This window comes from Thermostichus sp. MS-CIW-34, assembly GCF_054060435.1.
In genome coordinates this window covers 12,948-32,030 of sequence record NZ_JBSSDE010000023.1, presented here as the reverse complement: position 1 = coordinate 32,030, position 19,083 = coordinate 12,948, and the positions used below count along the sequence as shown (strand labels likewise).

Annotated in this window: 14 protein-coding genes and 1 riboswitch; of the genes, 7 read left to right on the top strand and 7 right to left on the bottom strand. The window is 60.1% G+C overall.

The annotated features are described in order from the left end of the window. Positions 1–132: 132 nt before the first annotated feature. Positions 133–2,040 (bottom strand): cation:proton antiporter, encoded by a 1,908-nt coding sequence (locus ACVWYY_RS09205; protein WP_457440332.1) that lies wholly within the window; start codon positions 2,038–2,040, stop codon positions 133–135. 246 nt (positions 2,041–2,286) lie between these two features. Beyond that, a riboswitch (Glutamine riboswitch) is annotated at positions 2,287–2,385 on the top strand. An 80-nt stretch (positions 2,386–2,465) separates the two neighbouring features. On the opposite strand from ACVWYY_RS09205, the gene ACVWYY_RS09200 reads away from it, so the two are divergent. Beyond that, entirely contained in the window at positions 2,466–2,918 is a 453-nt protein-coding gene (locus tag ACVWYY_RS09200; protein ID WP_011434342.1) for a DUF4278 domain-containing protein, read from the top strand. A gap of 247 nt (positions 2,919–3,165) precedes the next feature. Here the strand turns inward: ACVWYY_RS09200 and glnA are convergent, their stop codons facing one another. Continuing rightward, positions 3,166–4,590, bottom strand: coding sequence for a type I glutamate--ammonia ligase (gene glnA / locus ACVWYY_RS09195; protein WP_457383959.1), 1,425 nt, complete (start codon positions 4,588–4,590; stop codon positions 3,166–3,168). A gap of 187 nt (positions 4,591–4,777) precedes the next feature. Here glnA and ACVWYY_RS09190 point away from each other — a divergent pair, with 187 nt between their 5' ends. Further along, entirely contained in the window at positions 4,778–4,957 is a 180-nt protein-coding gene (locus ACVWYY_RS09190) for a hypothetical protein (protein WP_414356529.1), read from the top strand. Positions 4,958–5,077: 120 nt separating this feature from the next. After that, positions 5,078–6,508 carry a thioredoxin-disulfide reductase gene (gene trxB / locus ACVWYY_RS09185; RefSeq protein WP_414328790.1) on the top strand — a complete coding sequence of 477 codons (1,431 nt, stop codon included), beginning with the start codon at positions 5,078–5,080 and terminating at the stop codon, positions 6,506–6,508. Positions 6,509–6,594: 86 nt separating this feature from the next. Here trxB and purL read toward each other — a convergent pair whose 3' ends face one another. The 3 genes from purL to psaM form a co-directional block, all read right to left on the bottom strand. After that, a complete protein-coding gene (purL, locus tag ACVWYY_RS09180; RefSeq protein ID WP_457440329.1) occupies positions 6,595–8,901 on the bottom strand; it encodes a phosphoribosylformylglycinamidine synthase subunit PurL in 2,307 nt (768 codons plus the stop codon). Between the two features lie 300 nt (positions 8,902–9,201). Next, complete coding sequence (gene recG, locus ACVWYY_RS09175; protein WP_457403702.1) at positions 9,202–11,706, bottom strand: ATP-dependent DNA helicase RecG; 2,505 nt, start codon at positions 11,704–11,706, stop codon at positions 9,202–9,204. 474 nt (positions 11,707–12,180) lie between these two features. Continuing rightward, positions 12,181–12,273 (bottom strand): photosystem I reaction center subunit XII, encoded by a 93-nt coding sequence (gene psaM, locus ACVWYY_RS09170; protein ID WP_011434349.1) that lies wholly within the window; start codon positions 12,271–12,273, stop codon positions 12,181–12,183. A gap of 371 nt (positions 12,274–12,644) precedes the next feature. Between psaM and glyA the strand changes: the two genes are divergently transcribed. The 3 genes from glyA to ACVWYY_RS09155 all read left to right on the top strand — a co-directional run bounded on the left by glyA (position 12,645) and on the right by ACVWYY_RS09155 (position 15,781). Then, complete coding sequence (gene glyA / locus ACVWYY_RS09165; protein ID WP_457440327.1) at positions 12,645–13,970, top strand: serine hydroxymethyltransferase; 1,326 nt, start codon at positions 12,645–12,647, stop codon at positions 13,968–13,970. 24 nt (positions 13,971–13,994) lie between these two features. Further along, positions 13,995–15,116, top strand: a complete 1,122-nt coding sequence (locus ACVWYY_RS09160; RefSeq protein ID WP_457440325.1) for a glycosyltransferase family 4 protein — start codon at positions 13,995–13,997, stop codon at positions 15,114–15,116. Positions 15,117–15,214: 98 nt separating this feature from the next. Next, positions 15,215–15,781 carry a hypothetical protein gene (locus tag ACVWYY_RS09155; RefSeq protein WP_457403678.1) on the top strand — a complete coding sequence of 189 codons (567 nt, stop codon included), beginning with the start codon at positions 15,215–15,217 and terminating at the stop codon, positions 15,779–15,781. 5 nt (positions 15,782–15,786) lie between these two features. On the opposite strand, the gene ACVWYY_RS09150 is transcribed toward ACVWYY_RS09155, so the two are convergent. Then, positions 15,787–16,314 (bottom strand): adenine phosphoribosyltransferase, encoded by a 528-nt coding sequence (locus ACVWYY_RS09150; RefSeq protein WP_011434353.1) that lies wholly within the window; start codon positions 16,312–16,314, stop codon positions 15,787–15,789. A gap of 210 nt (positions 16,315–16,524) precedes the next feature. On the opposite strand from ACVWYY_RS09150, the gene ACVWYY_RS09145 reads away from it, so the two are divergent. Further along, on the top strand, positions 16,525–16,962 hold the full coding sequence (locus ACVWYY_RS09145; protein ID WP_457403676.1) for a hypothetical protein: 438 nt from the start codon (positions 16,525–16,527) through the stop codon (positions 16,960–16,962). Positions 16,963–17,007: 45 nt separating this feature from the next. Here the strand turns inward: ACVWYY_RS09145 and ACVWYY_RS09140 are convergent, their stop codons facing one another. Then, entirely contained in the window at positions 17,008–18,957 is a 1,950-nt protein-coding gene (locus ACVWYY_RS09140) for an NHL repeat-containing protein (RefSeq protein ID WP_457403675.1), read from the bottom strand. Positions 18,958–19,083 lie beyond the last annotated feature (126 nt).

Genomic DNA, 19,083 nt, shown 5'->3' with positions numbered 1-19,083 from the left:
TTTCCGTTGCCTCTGGAAAACCTCCCAGCGTCTCCATCCGCAAAGGCAGCGGGGGAACTGTCCCGAGGCTTGCAACTTGCAGTGGCCACACCTCCAGTTTGCAGGATACTACGAAGATTGAGGTGCAAATCTCTACTCGGCAGAGCCAGGGATCCCTGCCCATTCGGGTTGAACAGGCCGCTGCCAGCGTTCCCACCAGACCAGCACAGACTCAGGTGGGTGGCTGTCGTGGCTGCCGTTGGCATTGGCGGGGAGGGGGGGAGAGGAAGGTGGGGCCGGCGGTGTCAGCCAACTGACAGGCGCGGGGATCAGACAACTGGGGTGGAGAGGGCGCAGATCGCGGTAGTGGCTGCTGCGAATGGCCAGGATCTCCTGCTGAATGATGTCTGGGGGTTCTCCCAACTCCAGCAACACATGGCTGCACAGCCCCAGGCTGGCCTCAAATTCGGGGTGGACGACTTCTCTGGCCCCCAACTGATAGAGCTGTTCGATGTCTTCCTTGTCGGTAGCTCGCACCACCACATCCAATTGCGGCGCCAACTCCAGAGCTCGTTTCAGGCAGAGGCGGATGCTCATGCGATCCGGCAGAGCAATAACCAGGGCGCGGGCCTGGGGCAGGCAAGCTTTCTCCAGCACCAACGGGCTGGCCGCATTTCCGTAGAGGTAAGGGATCCCACGGGAACGCAGGTGTTGGATCACCCGTTCTGACTGATCGATAACCAAGAGGGGGTGACGACGGGCTTCCAGAATGCGCACAATATCTTGCCCCACCTGCCCATAGCCGCACACCACCACATGCCCCTGTTGAGGAGCCTCAGGGGCCAGAGCACGAGGCCGCTCGCCCAATTCCAACCAACGGGCCAAGAAGGGGATCCCGTGTAGCCCGGAAAACAGTCGAGGAGCGCCCCTCAGCAGAAAGGGGGTGAGCAGAAGGGTAACGGCTGTAGTGCTGACAATCAACAAATAGATCTGTCGCGACACCAACCCCAACGCCTGCCCCTCGCTGGCCAGCACAAAGGAAAATTCGCCGATTTGCGATAAGCCCAGCCCCACCACCACCGCTGCCGGCAGAGTGTAGCCAAACAGCCGCGCCAAGGGAGCCACGATGCAAAACTTGCCCACCATCACCAGCCCCACCAGCCCCAGGATCAGCAACAGATGGCCGAGGATAAAGCTGGGATCGATGAGCATGCCGATGGCCGCAAAAAAGAGAGCGGCAAACACATCCCGCAAAGGCTCCACATAGTCCAGGGTTTGGTCGGCGTATTCCACCTCCGAGATCATCAGCCCGGCAATGAAGGCCCCAATCTCGCTGGAAATGCCCAGCCGCTCCGTCAACAGGGCAATCCCCACGCAGAGGCTGATCACCCCCAGCAGAAACACCTCTTTGCTCTCCTGCTGAGCCAGCAGACGCAGGAAACCGGGAACCAGCCAAATCCCGCCTACCACCGCCCCCAGCCCCACCAAGCCGATTTCTGCCAAGGCCCTGGCCAGGGATCCCGCCAGCTCCGGCAAGGGACAATCCAAAGCCGGCAACACCGCCAGCATCAGCCCCACCGCCAAGTCCTGCACAATCAGGATCCCCAACATGGCTTGGGCTTGGGGAGTGTCCATCTGGTTGGTCTCGGTGAGGCTTTTGAGCACCACCGCCGTGGAAGACAAGGAGAGTACGGCCCCTAAAAAGATCCCTTGCACCGGCGTCAACCAGCCGCTGACCACCGCCAGCACCGCCGTGATCAAAATCGTCAGGCCAATTTGCAAAATGCCTCCGCCAAAGGCGATCCCCCGCACTTTGCGCAATTCTTTCAGGGAAAACTCCACCCCCAAGGTGAACAGCAAAAAGGTCACCCCAAATTGAGCCAGGGTTTCCACCTGAACCAACTCTTTGATCCACCCCAGCCCGGTGGGCCCCACTAAGATCCCGGCTAATAAGTAGCCCAGCAACACCGGCTGCCTCAGCAGTGAGGCCAAGAATCCACCTGCTGCCGCTGCCGCCAATACCGTCACAATGTCCAAAATCAGACGAAAGTCTTCCTGCACAGGGCACCCACCAAGGAATGTGAACTTTTGTAGCCAATCCTGAGGATTCTTCCACGATAATGCTTCCTCTGGCATCTCGGACAGAGTGGAGAACCTGGCCCCAAGCCCTGCACCTTACTTCCCCCAGGGATCCCGGCTGACTAGTCCCGATTAGAGGAAGCTGGCCAGAAACTCAGTGGAAATTTTTGTTAAAAGTTGCTGGCAATACCTCAAAACCGTAGCTTATAATACAGAATGTAGATAGAAATCGTTCATCCTCTCGCGTGCTGGGCGGCTCGTTAATGTAGGTAGAGCGACATCACGGCCAGAGGACGGAAGTAGGGAGAGATCCCGAAGGAACGCGCCTCAACTCTTCTGGTAACCGTGGGGCTTCTCTTGGGAGAAGGCGAACGGATGAAAACTCAACTCATTTGGAGGCGAAGATCATGGCACTCTTTTACCGTGGCGTCGATTACACCCCCTCTTCTGCAACTGCAGCGGTTTCTCCCGGCAAAGTGGGGGGTCGTTACCGGGGGCTGGACTGGCGGTTCCGCCACCTGAGCAAGCCGGTGGTTTTGCCCACCAACCTTGACCTGCTCTATCGGGGTGTTGCTCATCATCTCAAGGCGGCCGAAGGGCCGGCTCAACCCGTTCAGACGGCAGAGGCATCTGCCCCGGTGGCTGCCAATGGCCGTTCTCATGTCTTGGATGAGCTGTCTCGCCGCTTGATGATGAGCCATCAACGCTTGATTCGGATTCGCCAGCAATCCATGCTGCTCCGCGGTACAGAGCAGATTGGCCTGCATGTCAACGTGCGCAACTTCTGGAACCGCATCCAAGGAAAAGTGCATCCCACCTTTCGGCTCAACTACGACCGTAGCCGTGTCAGCATGAGCTGATCTGCCCGTAACTGTTGATGCTCTGGCATGAGCTCAGCGAGAAGGGATCCCGGTGGGGATCCCCTTTTGGTTTCTGGGTTGAGCTTCCTCAGGTCGATGGACGGCACAGGACGCTTCAACGCTGGCACGAGGTGCTGTTGACCAAAAGTAGCTAAGTTGCCCAAGGGATCCACAATTGAGGGGTGCTATTTCCTCGGAAAAAAACGGGATCCCTGATGGGATCCCGCTGCAGAATCGGCCACACCGCTTAGGCGTCGAAGTAAAGGGCGAACTCGTAGGGGTGAGGCCGCAGATTCATGGGGTTGATCTCGTTGTCGATCTTGTACTCGATGTAGGTCTGGATCAGATCTTCGGTGAAGACGCCTCCCTCCAGCAAGAAGGCATGATCCTTCTGCAGGTTTTCCAGGGCATCCAGCAGGGATCCAGGCGTGGAAGGGATCTTGGCCAGCTCTTCCGGCTCCAGATCGTAGATATCTTTGTCCAGAGGCTCGCCGGGGTGGATCTTATTCTTGATCCCGTCCAGGCCAGCCATCAACATGGCCGAAAAGGCGATGTAGGGGTTGCAGGTGGCATCCGGGCAGCGGAACTCCAGACGCTTGGCCTTGGGATTGTTGCCGGTCACGGGAATGCGAATGGCGGCGGAACGGTTGCCCTGGGAGTAAGCCAGGTTCACCGGCGCCTCGAAGCCGGGCACCAAGCGCTTGTAGGAGTTGGTGGTGGGGTTGGTGAAGGCCAGGATTGCCGGGGCATGCTTGAGCAGGCCACCGATGTAGTAGAGAGCTGTCTCGCTCAGGTTGGCATAGGTGCCTTCGCTATAGAACAAAGGCTGGCCATCCTTCCAGAGGGACTGGTGGGTGTGCATGCCGGTGCCGTTGTCGTTAAACAGGGGCTTGGGCATGAAGGTGACGGTTTTGCCGTGCTTGCGGGCCACGTTCCGGAGCACGTATTTGTAAACCATCATGTAGTCGGCAGCCGTGATCAGATCGGCAAAGCGATAGCCCAACTCCCCTTGCCCGCCGGTAGCCACCTCGTGGTGATGCTTCTCGATGGGCACCCCCAACTTGCCCATGGTCAGCAGCATCTCGGTGCGGATGTTTTGATGGGCATCGGTGGGCGGGGCCGGGAAATAGCCCTCTTTGTAGCGAGGCTTGTAGCCCAGGTTGCCACCTTTCTCCTCGCGGCCCGAGTTCCAGCGACCTTCGATGGAATCCACGAAGTAGTAGGCCGAGTTTTGGGTTTGGTCGAAACGAACATCCTCAAAGATGAAAAACTCTGCCTCCGGCCCGAAGTAGGCAGTATCGGCAATGCCCGTCGATTGCAGATAGGCAACGGCACGGGCGGCAAGGCTGCGGGGACAACGGCTATAAGGCTGGCCGGTGCGCGGCTCAACAATGCTGCAAGTTATGCTGAGGGTGGGCACCTCCAGAAAGGGATCGATCCAAGCCGTCTTGGGATCCGGCACCATGTACATGTCCGACTCGTTGATCGCTTTCCAGCCCCGGATACTGGATCCGTCAAAGGGAAGCCCCTCGGTGAAGGTTTCTTCCTTGATCATCGAGGTGTGGAAGGAAACATGCTGCCAGGTGCCAAAGATATCCACAAACTTGAGATCCACTATCTGGACGTTGTTGTCCTGGATCATCTGAAGCACTTCTTGGGGCGTGGATGCCATTACTCTCTCCTGATTGGGTTGCGGTTAAGACTGGGGGAACTGTGGCTGAAACAAATGGGATCCCAGCAGGTGATCCCCACGCTTCGACCCAGACAGGCCAAAAACGCTCACTCATCCTAGAAAGGCCAACACGGGCATTTTGTAGTTTCTGATACAAAATTGCTTTGAGCCTGGCCTTCTGACCCACTTGCTGGCTATCTCGGACACCGCTTTTTCGCTCATCGGAGTCGCTCCCCTTTCCCTGTTGGTTTTGGTCAATCCAGATGGGGTGTTGGGGATCCAGAACTTGAGCAATGGCCGCCACCCTGCCAACCTCTGGGCAGAAATAACCGGATGGGGCGGGCAAAACCCTGCCCCGGTTGCCTGAGGCGAGCGAAAATTAGGATCAGCAGGCCCCCAGCTCGCCCGGTTTGCCAAAGGGTGTTAAGCTAAAGCGTAGTCGTTATGAGTTTGACTTTTAGTCCTGTTGCAGAAGGAGAGACATCGGATGACAGAGCAAAGTCGGGTTGAGAATGTGGTGATTATCGGCTCCGGCCCTGCTGGGTTTACAGCAGCCATTTACGCTGGGCGTGCCAACCTGAAGCCGGTTGTGTTTGAGGGGTTCCAGGCGGGCGGGATCCCGGGCGGGCAACTGATGACCACCACCGAGGTGGAAAACTTTCCGGGCTTTCCCGAGGGCATCACCGGCCCCCAACTGATGAAGAACATGCGGGCTCAAGCGCAGCGGTGGGGGGCAGAACTTTACACCGAAGATGTCACCTTTGTGGATTTAAGCCAGCGGCCCTTTGTCGTCCGTTCTGACGAGCGGGAATTGCGCACCCACAGCCTGATCATCGCCACCGGGGCCACAGCCAAGCGCCTACACCTGCCGGGGGAGGAGACCTACTGGAACCGGGGCATGTCAGCTTGTGCTGTCTGCGATGGGGCTATGCCCATGTTCAGAGGGGTGGAATTGGTGGTGATCGGCGGCGGCGATACTGCCTGTGAGGAGGCCACCTACCTGACCAAGTTTGGATCCCACGTGCACATGCTGGTGCGCAGCGACAAAATGCGGGCCAGCAAGGCCATGCAGGATCGTGTTCTCAACAACCCCAAGATCACTGTGCACTGGAACACCGAGGCGGTGGAAGTGATGGGCGACGGCCTGCGCCTGACCGGGGTGAAAGTGCGGAACAACCAAACCGGCGAAATACGCGAGATGTCAGTGGGTGGCCTATTTTATGCCATTGGCCACAAGCCCAACACCGACTTGTTCAAAGGACAACTGGAACTGGATGAAGTCGGCTACATCGTCACCCGCCCGGGATCCGTGGCCACCAGTGTGGAGGGGGTGTTTGCCGCCGGCGACGTGCAGGATCACGAGTTTCGTCAGGCGATTACCGCTGCCGGCACTGGCTGTATGGCGGCCATGTTGGCAGAGCGCTGGCTCTCGGAACACGGCTTGGCCCAGGAGTATCACGTCCTTCCCCAAAGCCATCCTGAACCCAGCCCTGCTGCGACTTCTGCGGCAGAGTCTGCTGGGGATCCTGCTGTTGAGGAGGCCAGCTTTGAGGAGAATGGACAGGATGACTTAGACTTCAGCAAGACTTGCCATGAGGGGAGCTATGCCCTGCGGCGACTCTACCACGAAAGCGATCGCCTGCTCATGGTCAAGTACACCGCCCCCACCTGTGCCCCTTGTCATGCCCTCAAGCCGATCTTGAACAAGATCATCGATGAGTTCTCGGACAAGCTGCACGTGGTGGAGATCGACATCGAGAAAGATCCGGAGATTGCAGAGGCAGGGGGGGTGGCGGGCACCCCGACGGTGCAATTTTTCAAAAACAAGACGCTGGTGGCCCAGTTGGTGGGCGTTAAGCCCAAGTCCCAATATCGAGAGGTGATCCAGGCCAATTTGTGTGAGGAAAAATCCCCCTAAGGATGTTGTCCTCTCCAACCTCTGGCCCCTCTCCCCAAGGGAGAAGGGAGCTGGGCGCAGAAAACGGTTTCCCAACCGAGGCTCAGCTAGTCTGAAAAGGCACCGTGGTAGGCGGCCTGCATGGCTGCCAAAGACACCACCAGTAAGGGATCCTCTTCTGCCGTCCTTAAGAGCAGGGGATCCGCAGGGGATCCCACCTCTCCCAAAAGCTGCCACTGGCCGGCAAGCTGCGCTTCTAAGTAGGCTTCCCAAGCAGAGCGCTGGGCCGGATCCACAGAAACCAGGATGCGGCTGGATCCCTCGCCAAACAGGGCCTGATCCCAGCGCAAGGATCCAGGAGCCAGGGAGAGGGTTGCGCCGCGGCCTCCGCTCAAGCAGGCTTCTGCCAAAGCCACAGCCAATCCCCCCTCGCTGCAGTCGTGGGCAGAGCGCACCCAGCCCTGGCGGATTCCATGGCGACAGGCAGCTTGCACCCGCTTTTCCAATTCCAGATCCACTGGCGCGGGCCGGCCCGTAACTTGCTGGTGGATGACCGCCAAATACTCGCTGCCCCCCAAGCTGGTGAGGGCCTGGGATCCCAGGAGGTAAATGAGATCCCCTGCTTGCTGCCACCCCTGGCCACAGATGCATTTCAAGTCGGGAATAAGACCCACCATGCCAATGACAGGGGTAGGGTAGATAGCCTGCGATCCCTGTGGGGTGAGGGTCTCGTTGTAGAGAGAAACGTTTCCCCCCGTTACCGGCGTACCGAGGGCACGGCAGGCATCTCCAATCCCCCGACAGGCCAGGGCCAGCTGCCAGTACACCACCGGGTTTTCGGGATTGCCAAAGTTAAGGTTATCGGTAACAGCTAGGGGATCGGCCCCCACACAGGTGAGGTTGCGGGCAGCTTCCGCCACGGCTGCCTTGGCCCCCTCGTAGGGATCCAAATACACCCAGCGGCCATTGCCATCCAGGGTGGCAGCGATGGCCTTGCGGGAAGCTCGCAGGGGCGGCACCTTGCCCACGCCAAACTTTTGGGAACGGATGCGGATAACCGCCGCATCTCCCTGGCCCGGCCAAAGGACGGTGTTGTTTTGCACCTGGTGGTCGTATTGGCGATAGATCCAGGCTTTGCTGGCCAGAGTGGGGCTGGCCAAAAGCTGCAGCAGCACCTCTTTCCATGCCAGCGTTGCCTGAGCGAGGTGGATCCCCTGGCAATCACAAGGGGGTAGAGTGGCGGGATCCCATTGCCACGCTGCCTGCACGTAGGCTGGCGGCTCTGGCAACACCGGACGGACATAGACGGGGGTGTCTTCGGCCAAAGCCCGCACCGGCACCTGCACCACGCAGGATCCCTGGTGCCAGATCTCCACCAGCGGCTCGGCAATGACTTCCCCGGCCACACTAGCTTGCAAACCCCAGCGGTGGAAGATCTCCATCACCTCCGCCTCGCGGCCTTTTTGCACCACCAGCAGCATCCGCTCCTGGGATTCCGAGAGCAGGTATTCCCAGGCAGCCATGCCGCTTTCCCGCGCCGGCACTCGGTCGAGGTCAAAGCGGATCCCCACCCCTCCCTTGGCGGCCATCTCCGCGGTGGAGCAGGTGATCCCGGCTGCCCCCATATCCTGGGCAGCCACCACGGCTCCCGTGGCAAAGGCCTCCAGACAGGCCTCGATGAGGCACTTGCCCAGGAAGGGATCCCCCACCTGCACTGCCGGCCGATCCTGCTGCGCATCCTCCTTGAGCTCGGCGCTGGCAAAGCTGGCGCCGCGGATGCCATCCCGCCCTGTAGTGGAGCCTACATACAAAACGGGATTTCCCACCCCTTGGGCTGCAGATTTGACAACCGTAGGGGTCTCCAGCAGCCCCAAGGCCATGACGTTGACCAAGGGATTGCCGCTGTAGCAGGGATCCACCGCCACTTCTCCCCCCACTGTGGGTACCCCGACACAGTTGCCGTAGTGGGCGATCCCTTCCACCACCCTGGCCATGAGGCGGCGGTTGCGGGGATCGGTCAGCGGCCCAAAGCGCAGCGAGTTAAGCAGGGCAATGGGACGGGCGCCCAGGGTAAAGATATCCCGCAGGATCCCTCCCACGCCGGTAGCTGCCCCCTGGAAGGGCTCCACTGCCGAAGGATGGTTGTGGGACTCGATCTTAAACGCCAGCCAATCCCCCTCCCCCAGATCCACTACGCCGGCATTTTCCCCCGGCCCCACCACTACCCGCTCTCCGGTGGTGGGAAAGTTTTTCAGCAGAGGGCGGGAGTTTTTGTAGCAGCAGTGCTCTGACCACATCACCCCAAACATGGCCAGCTCGTTGGGGTTGGGATCCCGGCCCAGCTGCTGCTGGATCTGTTGATATTCCGCCGGGGAAAGGCCGTGGGCTTTTAAGTCTTCGAGAGTATAGGGCATAGTGCTGATACATTTACGCTGAACACTGCTGAACATCACTGTTCAACTATGCAGCGATAGCATTCTGTTTGTTTCCAAACAGAATGGCGGTACCCCGCAAAGCTTTGAGTAGAATACCCAAAGCGCAGTTTCCGTGTCGTCTTACTACCAATTTTCTGCTTTGCTTTGGCTACCATGTTGGCAGACTCGAAAGTAAACAGAAAGATCAACTGGTAGTAATCCGTACTGAACATATTATACATTATTTTCAGTATAGTTGAGCTTATTATTGACTAGAGTCATGCTCCAATTGCCCCTAGCTTAGGTCAACAACCCAGGGCCCAAGAGACGGGCCTGACGCTCTTCCAGTATGCGGCTTAAGGGGGGCCAGCGCTTCAGGTCGGGGTCTTGGACAATAAGCTGCTCTGCCGCCTGGCGGGCCAGCTGCAGCACCTCTTGATCCTCCATGAGACTGGCCAGGGCAAAATCCGGCAGCCCCGACTGGCGGGTGCCCATCACCTCCCCTGGGCCGCGGAAGCGCAGATCCATCTCGGCAATGAAAAACCCGTCGTGGGACTGCTCCAGCACCTTCAGCCGCCGCAGGGCCTCCTCGCTTTTGGATCCTGTCATCAGGATGCAGTAGGCTTGGTCAGATCCCCGTCCTACCCGCCCCCGCAGTTGGTGCAGTTGGGAGAGCCCAAAGCGCTCCGCATGCTCCACCAGCATCACCGAGGCATTGGGCACATCTACCCCCACCTCCACCACCGTGGTAGAGACCAGAATATCCAGCTCCCGCCGGCGAAAGGCCGCAATGACAGCTTCCTTCTCGCTACTGGTCAAGCGCCCGTGCAGCAGGCCCACCCGAAATTGGGGGAAGACCTTTTCCTGCAGACGCTGGTGTTCCTCGATGGCGGATTTGAGATCCAGCTTCTCCGACTCCTCAATGAGAGGCAGCACCACGTAAGCCTGCCGCCCTTGGGCAATTTCCCGCTCGATAAGCCGCATCACCTGCAGGCGATCCCCTGGCCGGGCTACCAGGGTGTGCACGGGCTTGCGCCCCGGCGGCAGCTCGTCAATTTGGGTAACATCCAGATCCCCATGCAGGGCCAGGGTGAGGGTGCGGGGGATGGGGGTGGCGGTCATGGTGAGCACATCGGGGTGATCCCCTTTCTGTTGCAGGGCGGCCCGCTGCTCCACGCCAAAGCGGTGCTGCTCGTCGATGACCACCAAGCCCAGGTTGCGAAACTGCACTGCCGGCTGGATGAGAGCATGGGTGCCCACCACCAAGGGCAATTCCCCAGTCTGCAACTGCCGCAGGATCTCCCGGCGTTTGGCGGGAGGGGTGGAGCCGGTCAACAGTTCGACGGGCACCTGTAGCTGGCTGAGCCATTCCACCAACTTGCGGTAGTGTTGCTCGGCCAAGACCTCGGTGGGAGCCATGAGGGCCGTTTGCCAGCCGGATTGAATGGCTGCCAGCAAAGCCGCCACCGCCACCACGGTTTTGCCGGATCCCACATCTCCCTGCAAGAGGCGGTTCATGGGCAAGGGATCCCGCAGATCCGCTAGGATCTCGTCGATGGCCCGCTGCTGGGCAGCCGTGAGCTGAAAGGGCAGGATTTGATAGAAGCGATCCAATAGCTCCCCTCTAGCCGGCTGGTAACGGGGCACGGCCTGGGCTTGGGTGCGGTAGCGCTGCCGCCGCTGCAAGAGGCCCAATTGCAGGTAGAAGAACTCGTCAAACACCAACCTTCGCCGCGCTTGGGCCAGACATTCTGCCGTCTCGGGAAAATGAATCTGCTGCAGCGCCGTGGGCAGATCCAACAGGTGAAACTGCTGTTTTAAGTCGGGGGGCAAGGGATCCTCCACCAACGCCGCCGCCGGCAGGGCCAGTTGCACCGCCTTGCGCACCAGATCGGCGGGGATCCCTTCTGAGAGAGGGTAGACGGGCAGGATCTTGCCAACCCCAGAACTGTCCTGCAGGCTGCCCTCGCTGGCCAGTACTTCAATTTGGGGGTTGTCCAACGTCAGGCCCAGCCTACCCTTTTTCACCAAGCCACTGGCAGCCACCACCGCTCCCTTGGGGTATTGCCGCTCCAGAGAAGCTTGCCAACTGCGCTGGGCAAACTGCCGCCCGCTGTAGAAGCGGCTGAGGGTGAGGGTGCCGCTCTTGTCGGCGATTTTCAAGTTAAAGATGGTCAGGGTGGGGTTTTTGGGGCTGGTGAAGCAGGTGCAGCTTTTAACCGTCCCCACCAGAGTCACGGTTTCTCCCACCTTGGCCTGGCGGATGAGCACCTGCTGGGAGTAGTCCAGGTGATCCCGGGGAAAGTAGTACAGGGCATCCCGCACGGTGTGCAGGCCCAGTTGTGCCAGCTTTTCCGCCGACTTGGGGCCAATGCCTTTGAGAAATTGCAGCGGCTGCTCCAGGCTAAGGCTGGCGGGGAGAGGCGGGGAAATGGGGCTCTGGGAACCCCACCGCTGTTGCGACGAGGCCGCCAGCGGGCTAGGTGGGTGGGAACGAGGGCTCCGCCCCGTTGGTGCGAACGGTTGGGGCTGCTCTTGCTGACGTCGGACTCGCTCCAGCCAGCGGCGAGTTTCGGCCACCAGGTGCTGGCGTTCGGGCAGCTCCAGCTCGGAATACAGGGTATAGCGGGATCCCAGTTCTCGCCACCGCCGCCGGTCATCTCCATTCAGCACCCAGTCGGAGGGGGGATCCTGTCCGAACACGCTCCCCAAAAATTGGGAGAAGGTCTGCTCTCGCCCCCGCAGGTCGGTAAACCCCACCTCTGCTTCTAGGGAAAGGGCGCGCTGAAGCCGCTGTAGATCCACCTGGCTCAAGTTGCTTGGCTGCCGGGAGTGCTCCTTATCAATCCAACTTTAGCCAACAACGGCAGGACAACCGAAGGAGCATGCCTCTAACCCCCAAAACCCTGAACTTTGCTGAATTTACTGAGCTTTAGGCGGTTTGGCAAAAGTCATTGAGAGGGATATAGTAGACCAAGTTTCCCCCTGATCCTTGAGTCCACCGCAACGGTTGCCGGGAAGTGAAGGGGGAAAGCGCTCGGGGGGTATTCCTCAGGGCTTTGCGGGATACCGCCTTCCTGCTCAGAGATAGGCAGGATGCGATCGCTTCTTTCCTGAACCATGTTCAGGAGAGTTCAGCGTGAATGTATCAGTGCAGCAGCGCAAGCCACACTTTCCATTCCTTGATAAAGAAAAAAGCCTGCCTTATTACTCCGCAACACTGTCGTGACGGGGCAGGCCGAAGGGATCCAGAGGCACTTTTTGGGAGATGCAGGAGCTTTAGCTGCGGGCCAGGGCGGATCCCAAAAGCAGAGCCATCACTGCCGGCACCAAGGCAATCGCCAGGATGGTGAAAACTTGTGCGTCCGTCATAACCAACTCCCTAACAGTGGAATTGCACAAAAGTTAGCCCCCTCACTCTACCGTAGCTTGGGGGGTAGCCTTGACACCGAGAAGAAAAGCTCAACATTCTTTACAAAGCAGCCCTTGCCCATCCCGCTTGACCGTGGCTCCCAGATCCTCTGCTTGGATCGATGTTGCTCCGCAACGCTGTCGCGACTGACATTCTCCCCACCCCTAAAGCAAGGGATTCTTTCTCAGTTTTGGGGTTTTACCCCAGGCAGAAAGGCCGGGGCCTGCGCTGCTGGTTTGCGGGTCATGCTACGATGTTGCTCCGCAACGCCGTCGCGACGGCGAAGCAGTTCTTGCCCATTCCTCCTGCGAAGTTCGGTCTTGGGGTCATCATGGTAGCTGCTCCACAAAGTCTGACCACCTCACGGGATAGCTTGGCCATCCTGGCGGAAACGGATCCCGTTGTTTACCGCCTGATCCAGGAAGAGCTCAACCGGCAGCGGGATCACCTGGAGATGATTGCCAGCGAGAACTTCACCTCTCCTGCCGTCTTGGCAGCCCAGGGCTCGGTGCTCACCAACAAGTATGCAGAAGGGCTGCCGGGCAAGCGCTACTACGGCGGCTGTGAGTTTATCGACGAGATTGAGCAGTTGGCCATCGACCGCGCCAAGCAACTGTTTGGGGCGGCTCACGCCAACGTGCAACCCCACTCCGGGGCGCAGGCCAATTTCGCCGTTTTCCTGGCCCTGCTGCAGCCGGGGGACACGATCATGGGCATGGATTTGTCTCATGGCGGCCACCTCACCCACGGCTCGCCGGTGAATGTCTCCGGCAAATGGTTCCAGGTGGTGCATTACGGGGTGGATCCCCAAACGGAGCGGATCGATTTCGATCAAGTGCGGGATCTGGCCCTGCAGCACCGGCCCAAGCTGATCATCTGCGGCTACTCCGCCTACCCGCGGGCAATCGACTTTGCTGCTTTCCGCACCATTGCCGATGAGGTGGGAGCTTATCTGCTGGCCGACATTGCCCATATTGCCGGCCTGGTGGCCACTGGACATCACCCCAACCCCGTGCCCCTCTGCGATGTGGTGACCACCACTACCCACAAGACGCTGCGAGGGCCGCGCGGGGGACTCATTCTCACCCGCGACCCAGAGCTGGGCAAAAAGCTGGATAAGGCAGTGTTCCCCGGCAGCCAGGGGGGGCCGCTGGAGCATGTTATTGCTGGCAAGGCGGTGGCCTTTGGAGAAGCCCTGCAGCCCAGCTTTGCCCAGTACTCGGCCCAAGTTATCGCCAATGCCCAAGCCCTGGCGGGATCCCTGCAACGGCGAGGCATTCGACTGGTTTCCGGGGGCACCGACAATCACCTGATGTTGCTGGATCTGCGCTCGGTTTCGGCGGTGCTGGAAAAAACTGGGGCGGCGGATCCGGTAATGACGGGCAAGCGGGCGGATCGGCTGATGGGGGAGATCCACATCACCGCCAATAAGAACACCATTCCCTTCGACCCACAGCCGCCCTTTGTAGCTAGCGGCCTGCGTCTGGGATCCCCAGCCTTGACCACCCGCGGCTTGGGGCCAGTAGAATTTGAGGAAATTGGGGAGATCATCGCCGATTGTCTGTTTCAGCCTGAGGAGCCTGCTGTATTGGAAGAGTGTCGCCAGCGGGTGGCTCAGCTCTGTCGTCGTTTCCCCCTCTACCCCCACTTGGGATAACCGCAATCCTCGCCACGGCTTGCTATGCCCTACTTGGTTGCCTTTCTGGCTGCTGCCTGTGTGGTTCTGTGGGCAACCCCGGTGGTGAAGGCGGTCGGGATCCGCAGTGGCCAGTTGGACTTTCCCGACGAGCGCAAGATCCACCAGCAACCGATGGTGCGCCTGGGGGGGGTTTCCATCTTTTTTGGCAACTTGGTGGCCCTGCTGTTGCTCTGGGGAGCCGGAGCTTTTGGGGGCTTGCGCACCGAGCAGGAGTACGAGATTTGGGGGGTGACGATCGGTGGGGTTTTGTTTTTTTTGATTGGCCTGGCGGACGACCTGTTTCACCTGTCGCCTTTTTCCCGCTTGTTGATGCAATTCGGCGTGGCTGCTGCCGCTTGGGGAGTAGGGGTGCGCATTGAGTTCATCAGTCTGCCCGGGAGAGGGATCTGGCCCTTTCCGGTGTGGTTGAGCCTGCTGATTACCCTGTTCTGGCTGGTGGGGATGGCCAACGCCATCAACTTCATGGACGGGCTGGATGGGCTGGCGGCAGGGGTGTCGGGAATTGCGGCAGTGGTGATGCTGATCGTAACCCTGCTGCTGGATCGACCGGCGGCGGCCATGCTGGCGGCGGCTTTGGCGGGAGCTTGCCTAGGCTTTTTGCGCTACAACTTCAACCCGGCGCAGATCTTCATGGGGGATGGGGGGGCCTATTTTTTGGGCTTTACCCTGGCTGGGATCGGGGTGATCGGGGTGGCCAAGGGGGTGACCACGCTGGCAGTGGCTCTGCCTTTCTTTATCTTGGCGGTGCCGATCCTGGATATGTCCACCGTAATCCTCAAGCGGCTGGCCAGGGGGAAGTCGCCTTTCCATCCCGACAAAGGCCACCTGCACCACCGTCTGCTCAAAGCCGGCCTATCCCAGCGGCATTCGGTGCTGCTGATCTACGCCATGACCCTCTGGGGGGGATCCCTGGCCTTGGCCTTGGCGGGCTTGCCGGCAGGAGGCACCTACCTGGGCGGGGCCTCGCTGGTGCTGGGGGGGGTGGCCTGGGGGGCTTGGCAACGGCATCGCCAACGGCGACGAGCTTTGCCCTCGGAGGACAGGCCCGAACAGGAATATGTTGCTCCGCAATGCTGTTGCGACCAGGAATGTAAAGAAGATTGAGCTGGGCTTGTTCTCCATCGCTCGCCTGCCTAGACTGGAGGCGCTCTATATTTGTTGTTTTTTGTTTTGTTGTTTTTTGTTTAGCTCTGTGTTGCCTCATGCGCCCCACACCTGAGTTGGCAGCTCTCCTGCGCCGCACCGCGGATCGTATCCAATCCCAACACTGGGGCTTCTGGGACTGGGAGTACTGCTGGCGGGACAGCACCCGCTGCAATTGCGGCCTGTTGGTGCGAGAAGCCCTGGGCTGGGATCGGCAGCAACTCAGCCTGCGCATCCACCGCGGCACCTGGCGCTCCATCGCCCAAACCGCCTACCGAACTGTTGCCCTGGCCTTGAGGGATCCCTGGCAACCGGAAGGGCGCTGCGAGTCCACCGGCCTGCGGCTGGGGTATGTGTTCGAGAAAATGGCAGAGCTGGGGTTCGACCAACCGGAAGACTTTGCCGCCCTGGAGGAGCTGAGCGATCCCGTAATTCTGGCCCGCCTGGCGGAAAAAGGTGTGGAGCCAGCACAGCGCGACCAGGCGATCCATGTGGCGCTTTACATGCGGGAACTGGCGGACTGGATTGACGAACAACTGCAGGCGCAGGCTCAGATCAGCCGCTTGAGCCAACCTTTGCCCAAAACACCAGGGATCCTCGTCCAACAGTCGGTGCACCTTACTTGAGGAACTCAGTTGCCTTCCTCTACCATCACCACATGGGCAGGGATCCCAGGGGGAAGAGCCTTGCAGCCGGACAAAAAGGCCAGCTCGATTAAGAAGGCAAATCCCCCCACCTCAGCGCCGCTCTGGGCCACCAATTGGGCGGTGGCAGCGGCTGTACCCCCGGTGGCAATGACATCATCCACGATCAACACCCGCTCTCCAGGCCGCAGGGCGTGGGCGTGCAGTTGGAGCTGGTCTTGGCCGTATTCCAGGCTGTAAGTCTGGCTGAGCACCGGCGGCGGCAGTTTGCCTGGCTTGCGAACCGGGACAAAGCCCAAGCCCAGGTGTTGTGCCAAAGCAGCCCCTAAAATGAACCCCCGCGACTCGATGCCGACCACATAATCTAGGGATCCCATGCCGGTGGTGCCGGCGGCCAACTGTTCAATAGCCGCCCGGAAGCCTGCCGGATCCTGCAGCAGGGGGGTCATATCCCGAAAGAGGATGCCGGGTCTGGGAAAATCGGGCACCAAGCGAATGAGGGCTCGCAGATCCATCCTGTTTTCCTCGCTGGCCAGTGGCTTGCTGTTCGCGCTATTCGGACGGAGTCCTCAAAGGACGCTCCAAGCAACCCATCATACTCGGTTAGCTTGTGGGCAGATGGGATCCCTTTTGGTCAGTCGAGCAACGGGGAAGATTTTCTATAATTGGCAAGGCTAGGGGCCGCGGCTCACCTGGTCACCCATCTGTGAACTCGGAGACTTCTCATGCGTTATTACATGGCCATCGACTCCAATCCCCTAGCCAGTTTGCCGCTGGCTCTGTTTGGGGTGAGCAGCGAGGCGGCCTATGTCGATCTGCTGCAAGACAAGCTCATTGTGCGGGCGGGCAGCCTGTTCAACGAGACGTTCTCCCTGAGCGAGTTGGGACAAGGGGAGCGCTTCCCCTGGCCTTGGTACTACGGACTGGGCGTGCGCACCGATTTTCAGGGGATCGTTGGCCCGGTCACCAGCACCCAAGGGGTGATCGCCATTCCACTGGTGCAGGAAAAGCCTCTTTTTATTCCGTTGCTGGGGCCGGTGGGGCTGCAAGTGCCCTGCAAAAAGCTGGTCTTCAGCCTCAAAGATCCAGACACCTTCCTGGCCAACTTCAATCAGGGTCGCCCAGAGGTGAACGCCGGCCCGAAGAGTGTGGTGATTGAGTAGATGGGGATCCCTGTGAAACCTGAGAGACGGCGGCCTGTCAAGAGCCTACAGAGATCCCCCAGGGGTTGGGGTGACAGGCCCAGAAGCAACGCGGCTTATGCGACGCAAGCCCGGCAAGCCGGCATCCACCACCACCACACTGCCATCCGCTAAGACTACCAAGCCGGCAGGTTGATCGAACCGGGCCACCGAGGTGGGGCCATCCTGCCAGCCGGGCTGATTCTGTCCGGCCAAGGTGGAAACTTGTCCCCCAGGCTGAAGACGACGAATGCGATGGTTATCTCGGTCGGCCACCCAGAGGTTGCCTGCCGCATCGAAGGCCAGCCCCCCCAGGGTTTGAAAACGGGCCTCTGCCAGGGGGCCATCCCGATAGCCTGGCTCTGCCCCGGAGAGGGTGGTCACTCGTCCGCCAGCAGAGAGCCGGCGCAGGCGATGTCCATCGGCAATCCAGAGGTTCCCCTCCTTATCCACCGCCAGAGCCGTGGGCTGCAGGAGCTGGGCCTGTTCTGCTGGGCCATCGACGGATCCCGGCTGGCCCGTGCCGGCAACGGTGGTCACCTCACCGGCAGGGGTGATGCGGCGGATGCGGCGATTGGCGCGGTCGGCAACGTAGAGGCTGCCATCTGAACCCAAAGCCAGCCCAGATGGCTCCCGGAACTGAGCTCGGTCAAGCCCCCCATCTCGGTATCCGGCTATACAAGTGCCGGCAAAGGTGCTCACCTGTCGTTGCAGGTTGATATAGCGCAGGCAATGGTTGCCGCTGTCGGCTACCCACAATCCCCCCTTGGGATCCCAGAGCAGCCCCTGTGGGGAGTCAAACTGAGCTTGATTGGCTGCTCCGTCGCGGCGGCCTGCTTGGCCTGTGCCGGCCCAAACTTCCAATTCCCCCTCTGGAGACAGCCGGAAGATGCGGTGCTGGGCTCTATCGGCTAAATAGAAGGCTCCTTCAGGATCCACAGCAATGCCGCTGATTTGCTGCAGGTAGATCCTGGACTCGGTGCCGGTGTTATCAGGGGCGTTGCCGACAGGATCTGCCGCGGGCGAGGTGCGGCCATCCAGCAAAGTTTCCACCACCCAGGCCGATGCTGCCGGAGCAGTGGGGGTGGGAGAGGGGCTGGGGGAAGGAGTAGCGGCAGGCCAATCGTAGACCAGAGTGCCCAACCCTTGCCCGGAAGCATCCGCAACAGCAACCCAAACTGAGCCGGAAAGAGAAGAAGGCGGCATCACCACCAAACGGTCACCGCTGCGGGAGCGAATTTCCCCCCTCAGGATGCGCTCGGGATTGGCTGCTGCAGCAAAGAGAACTGTTTCCACCCGCTCCAAATTTTCCCCTGAGAGCAGCAACGGCTGGCCAAGGGTGGGCGCTGCCGAGCTGGTGTGCAGCAGCGGTACCCCCACCTCAGAGAGCACCAACATAGAAAGGCGGCGCTGGCGCTCTGTGTCTTGGGGAGGACGATTGACACTGCCAGAACTCCCAGAGCGGGCAGAAAGGGTCAGGGATCCCTTCCCCTGCGCCAGAGTGGTGGATCCCCGATAGGCAATGGCGCTGAGCTCCGCTTCTCCGGCGGGAGGATTGGTGAAGGTGAAAGTGGCCGGTTGCCCTGGGCGCAGAGGGGCAGTGGCGGTTTGGCGATAAGTGCCCAGGGTAATGCTCAGGTCGATGCCTTCCACCCCCGGCCAGGTGGGAGTGCGAGCCAGCCAGCGATCCACCTCTGAGGCCGGTAGCTGGGCCACCAGATCGGATCCCTGTTCCTGAAGCAGCAGAACAATGCGGTTGCTGGGCACCGACAAGCCGGACTGGCGGGCTTGCTCGAAAGTCAGAGAAAGCGGGGAGGGAGGGAGAGGAGTTGGAGTTAAAACCGGCTGTAGGGCCGCAGGGGGAACAACGCTGGGAGACAGACTAGAAGAAGAAAGCTCGCCACAGCCCGAGAGAGCCAGCACCAAGGCACTCAGCGCAGGCCAAGGTAGCGGTGTCAGGGAAGCCCGTCGTGGCATGATGCAGCTCATCCCCTCCCACAAACTGGGAAATGGCGGAAACCCAAACCCCCACGCTTACCTTCATCAGCGTACAAACCGGCGAGAATTGCCCAGCACCCTCTCTGCCGCAGGAGCCACCTCGAC

Coding starts and splice junctions, on each gene's coding strand:
- ACVWYY_RS09200 (WP_011434342.1), top strand. CDS start 2,466: ATGGCACTCTTTTACCGTGGCGTCGATTACACCCCCTCTTCTGCAACT.
- glnA (WP_457383959.1), bottom strand. CDS start 4,590: ATGGCATCCACGCCCCAAGAAGTGCTTCAGATGATCCAGGACAACAAC.
- trxB (WP_414328790.1), top strand. CDS start 5,078: ATGACAGAGCAAAGTCGGGTTGAGAATGTGGTGATTATCGGCTCCGGC.
- purL (WP_457440329.1), bottom strand. CDS start 8,901: ATGCCCTATACTCTCGAAGACTTAAAAGCCCACGGCCTTTCCCCGGCG.
- psaM (WP_011434349.1), bottom strand. CDS start 12,273: ATGACGGACGCACAAGTTTTCACCATCCTGGCGATTGCCTTGGTGCCG.
- glyA (WP_457440327.1), top strand. CDS start 12,645: ATGGTAGCTGCTCCACAAAGTCTGACCACCTCACGGGATAGCTTGGCC.
- ACVWYY_RS09160 (WP_457440325.1), top strand. CDS start 13,995: ATGCCCTACTTGGTTGCCTTTCTGGCTGCTGCCTGTGTGGTTCTGTGG.
- ACVWYY_RS09155 (WP_457403678.1), top strand. CDS start 15,215: ATGCGCCCCACACCTGAGTTGGCAGCTCTCCTGCGCCGCACCGCGGAT.
- ACVWYY_RS09150 (WP_011434353.1), bottom strand. CDS start 16,314: ATGGATCTGCGAGCCCTCATTCGCTTGGTGCCCGATTTTCCCAGACCC.
- ACVWYY_RS09145 (WP_457403676.1), top strand. CDS start 16,525: ATGCGTTATTACATGGCCATCGACTCCAATCCCCTAGCCAGTTTGCCG.
- ACVWYY_RS09140 (WP_457403675.1), bottom strand. CDS start 18,957: ATGCCACGACGGGCTTCCCTGACACCGCTACCTTGGCCTGCGCTGAGT.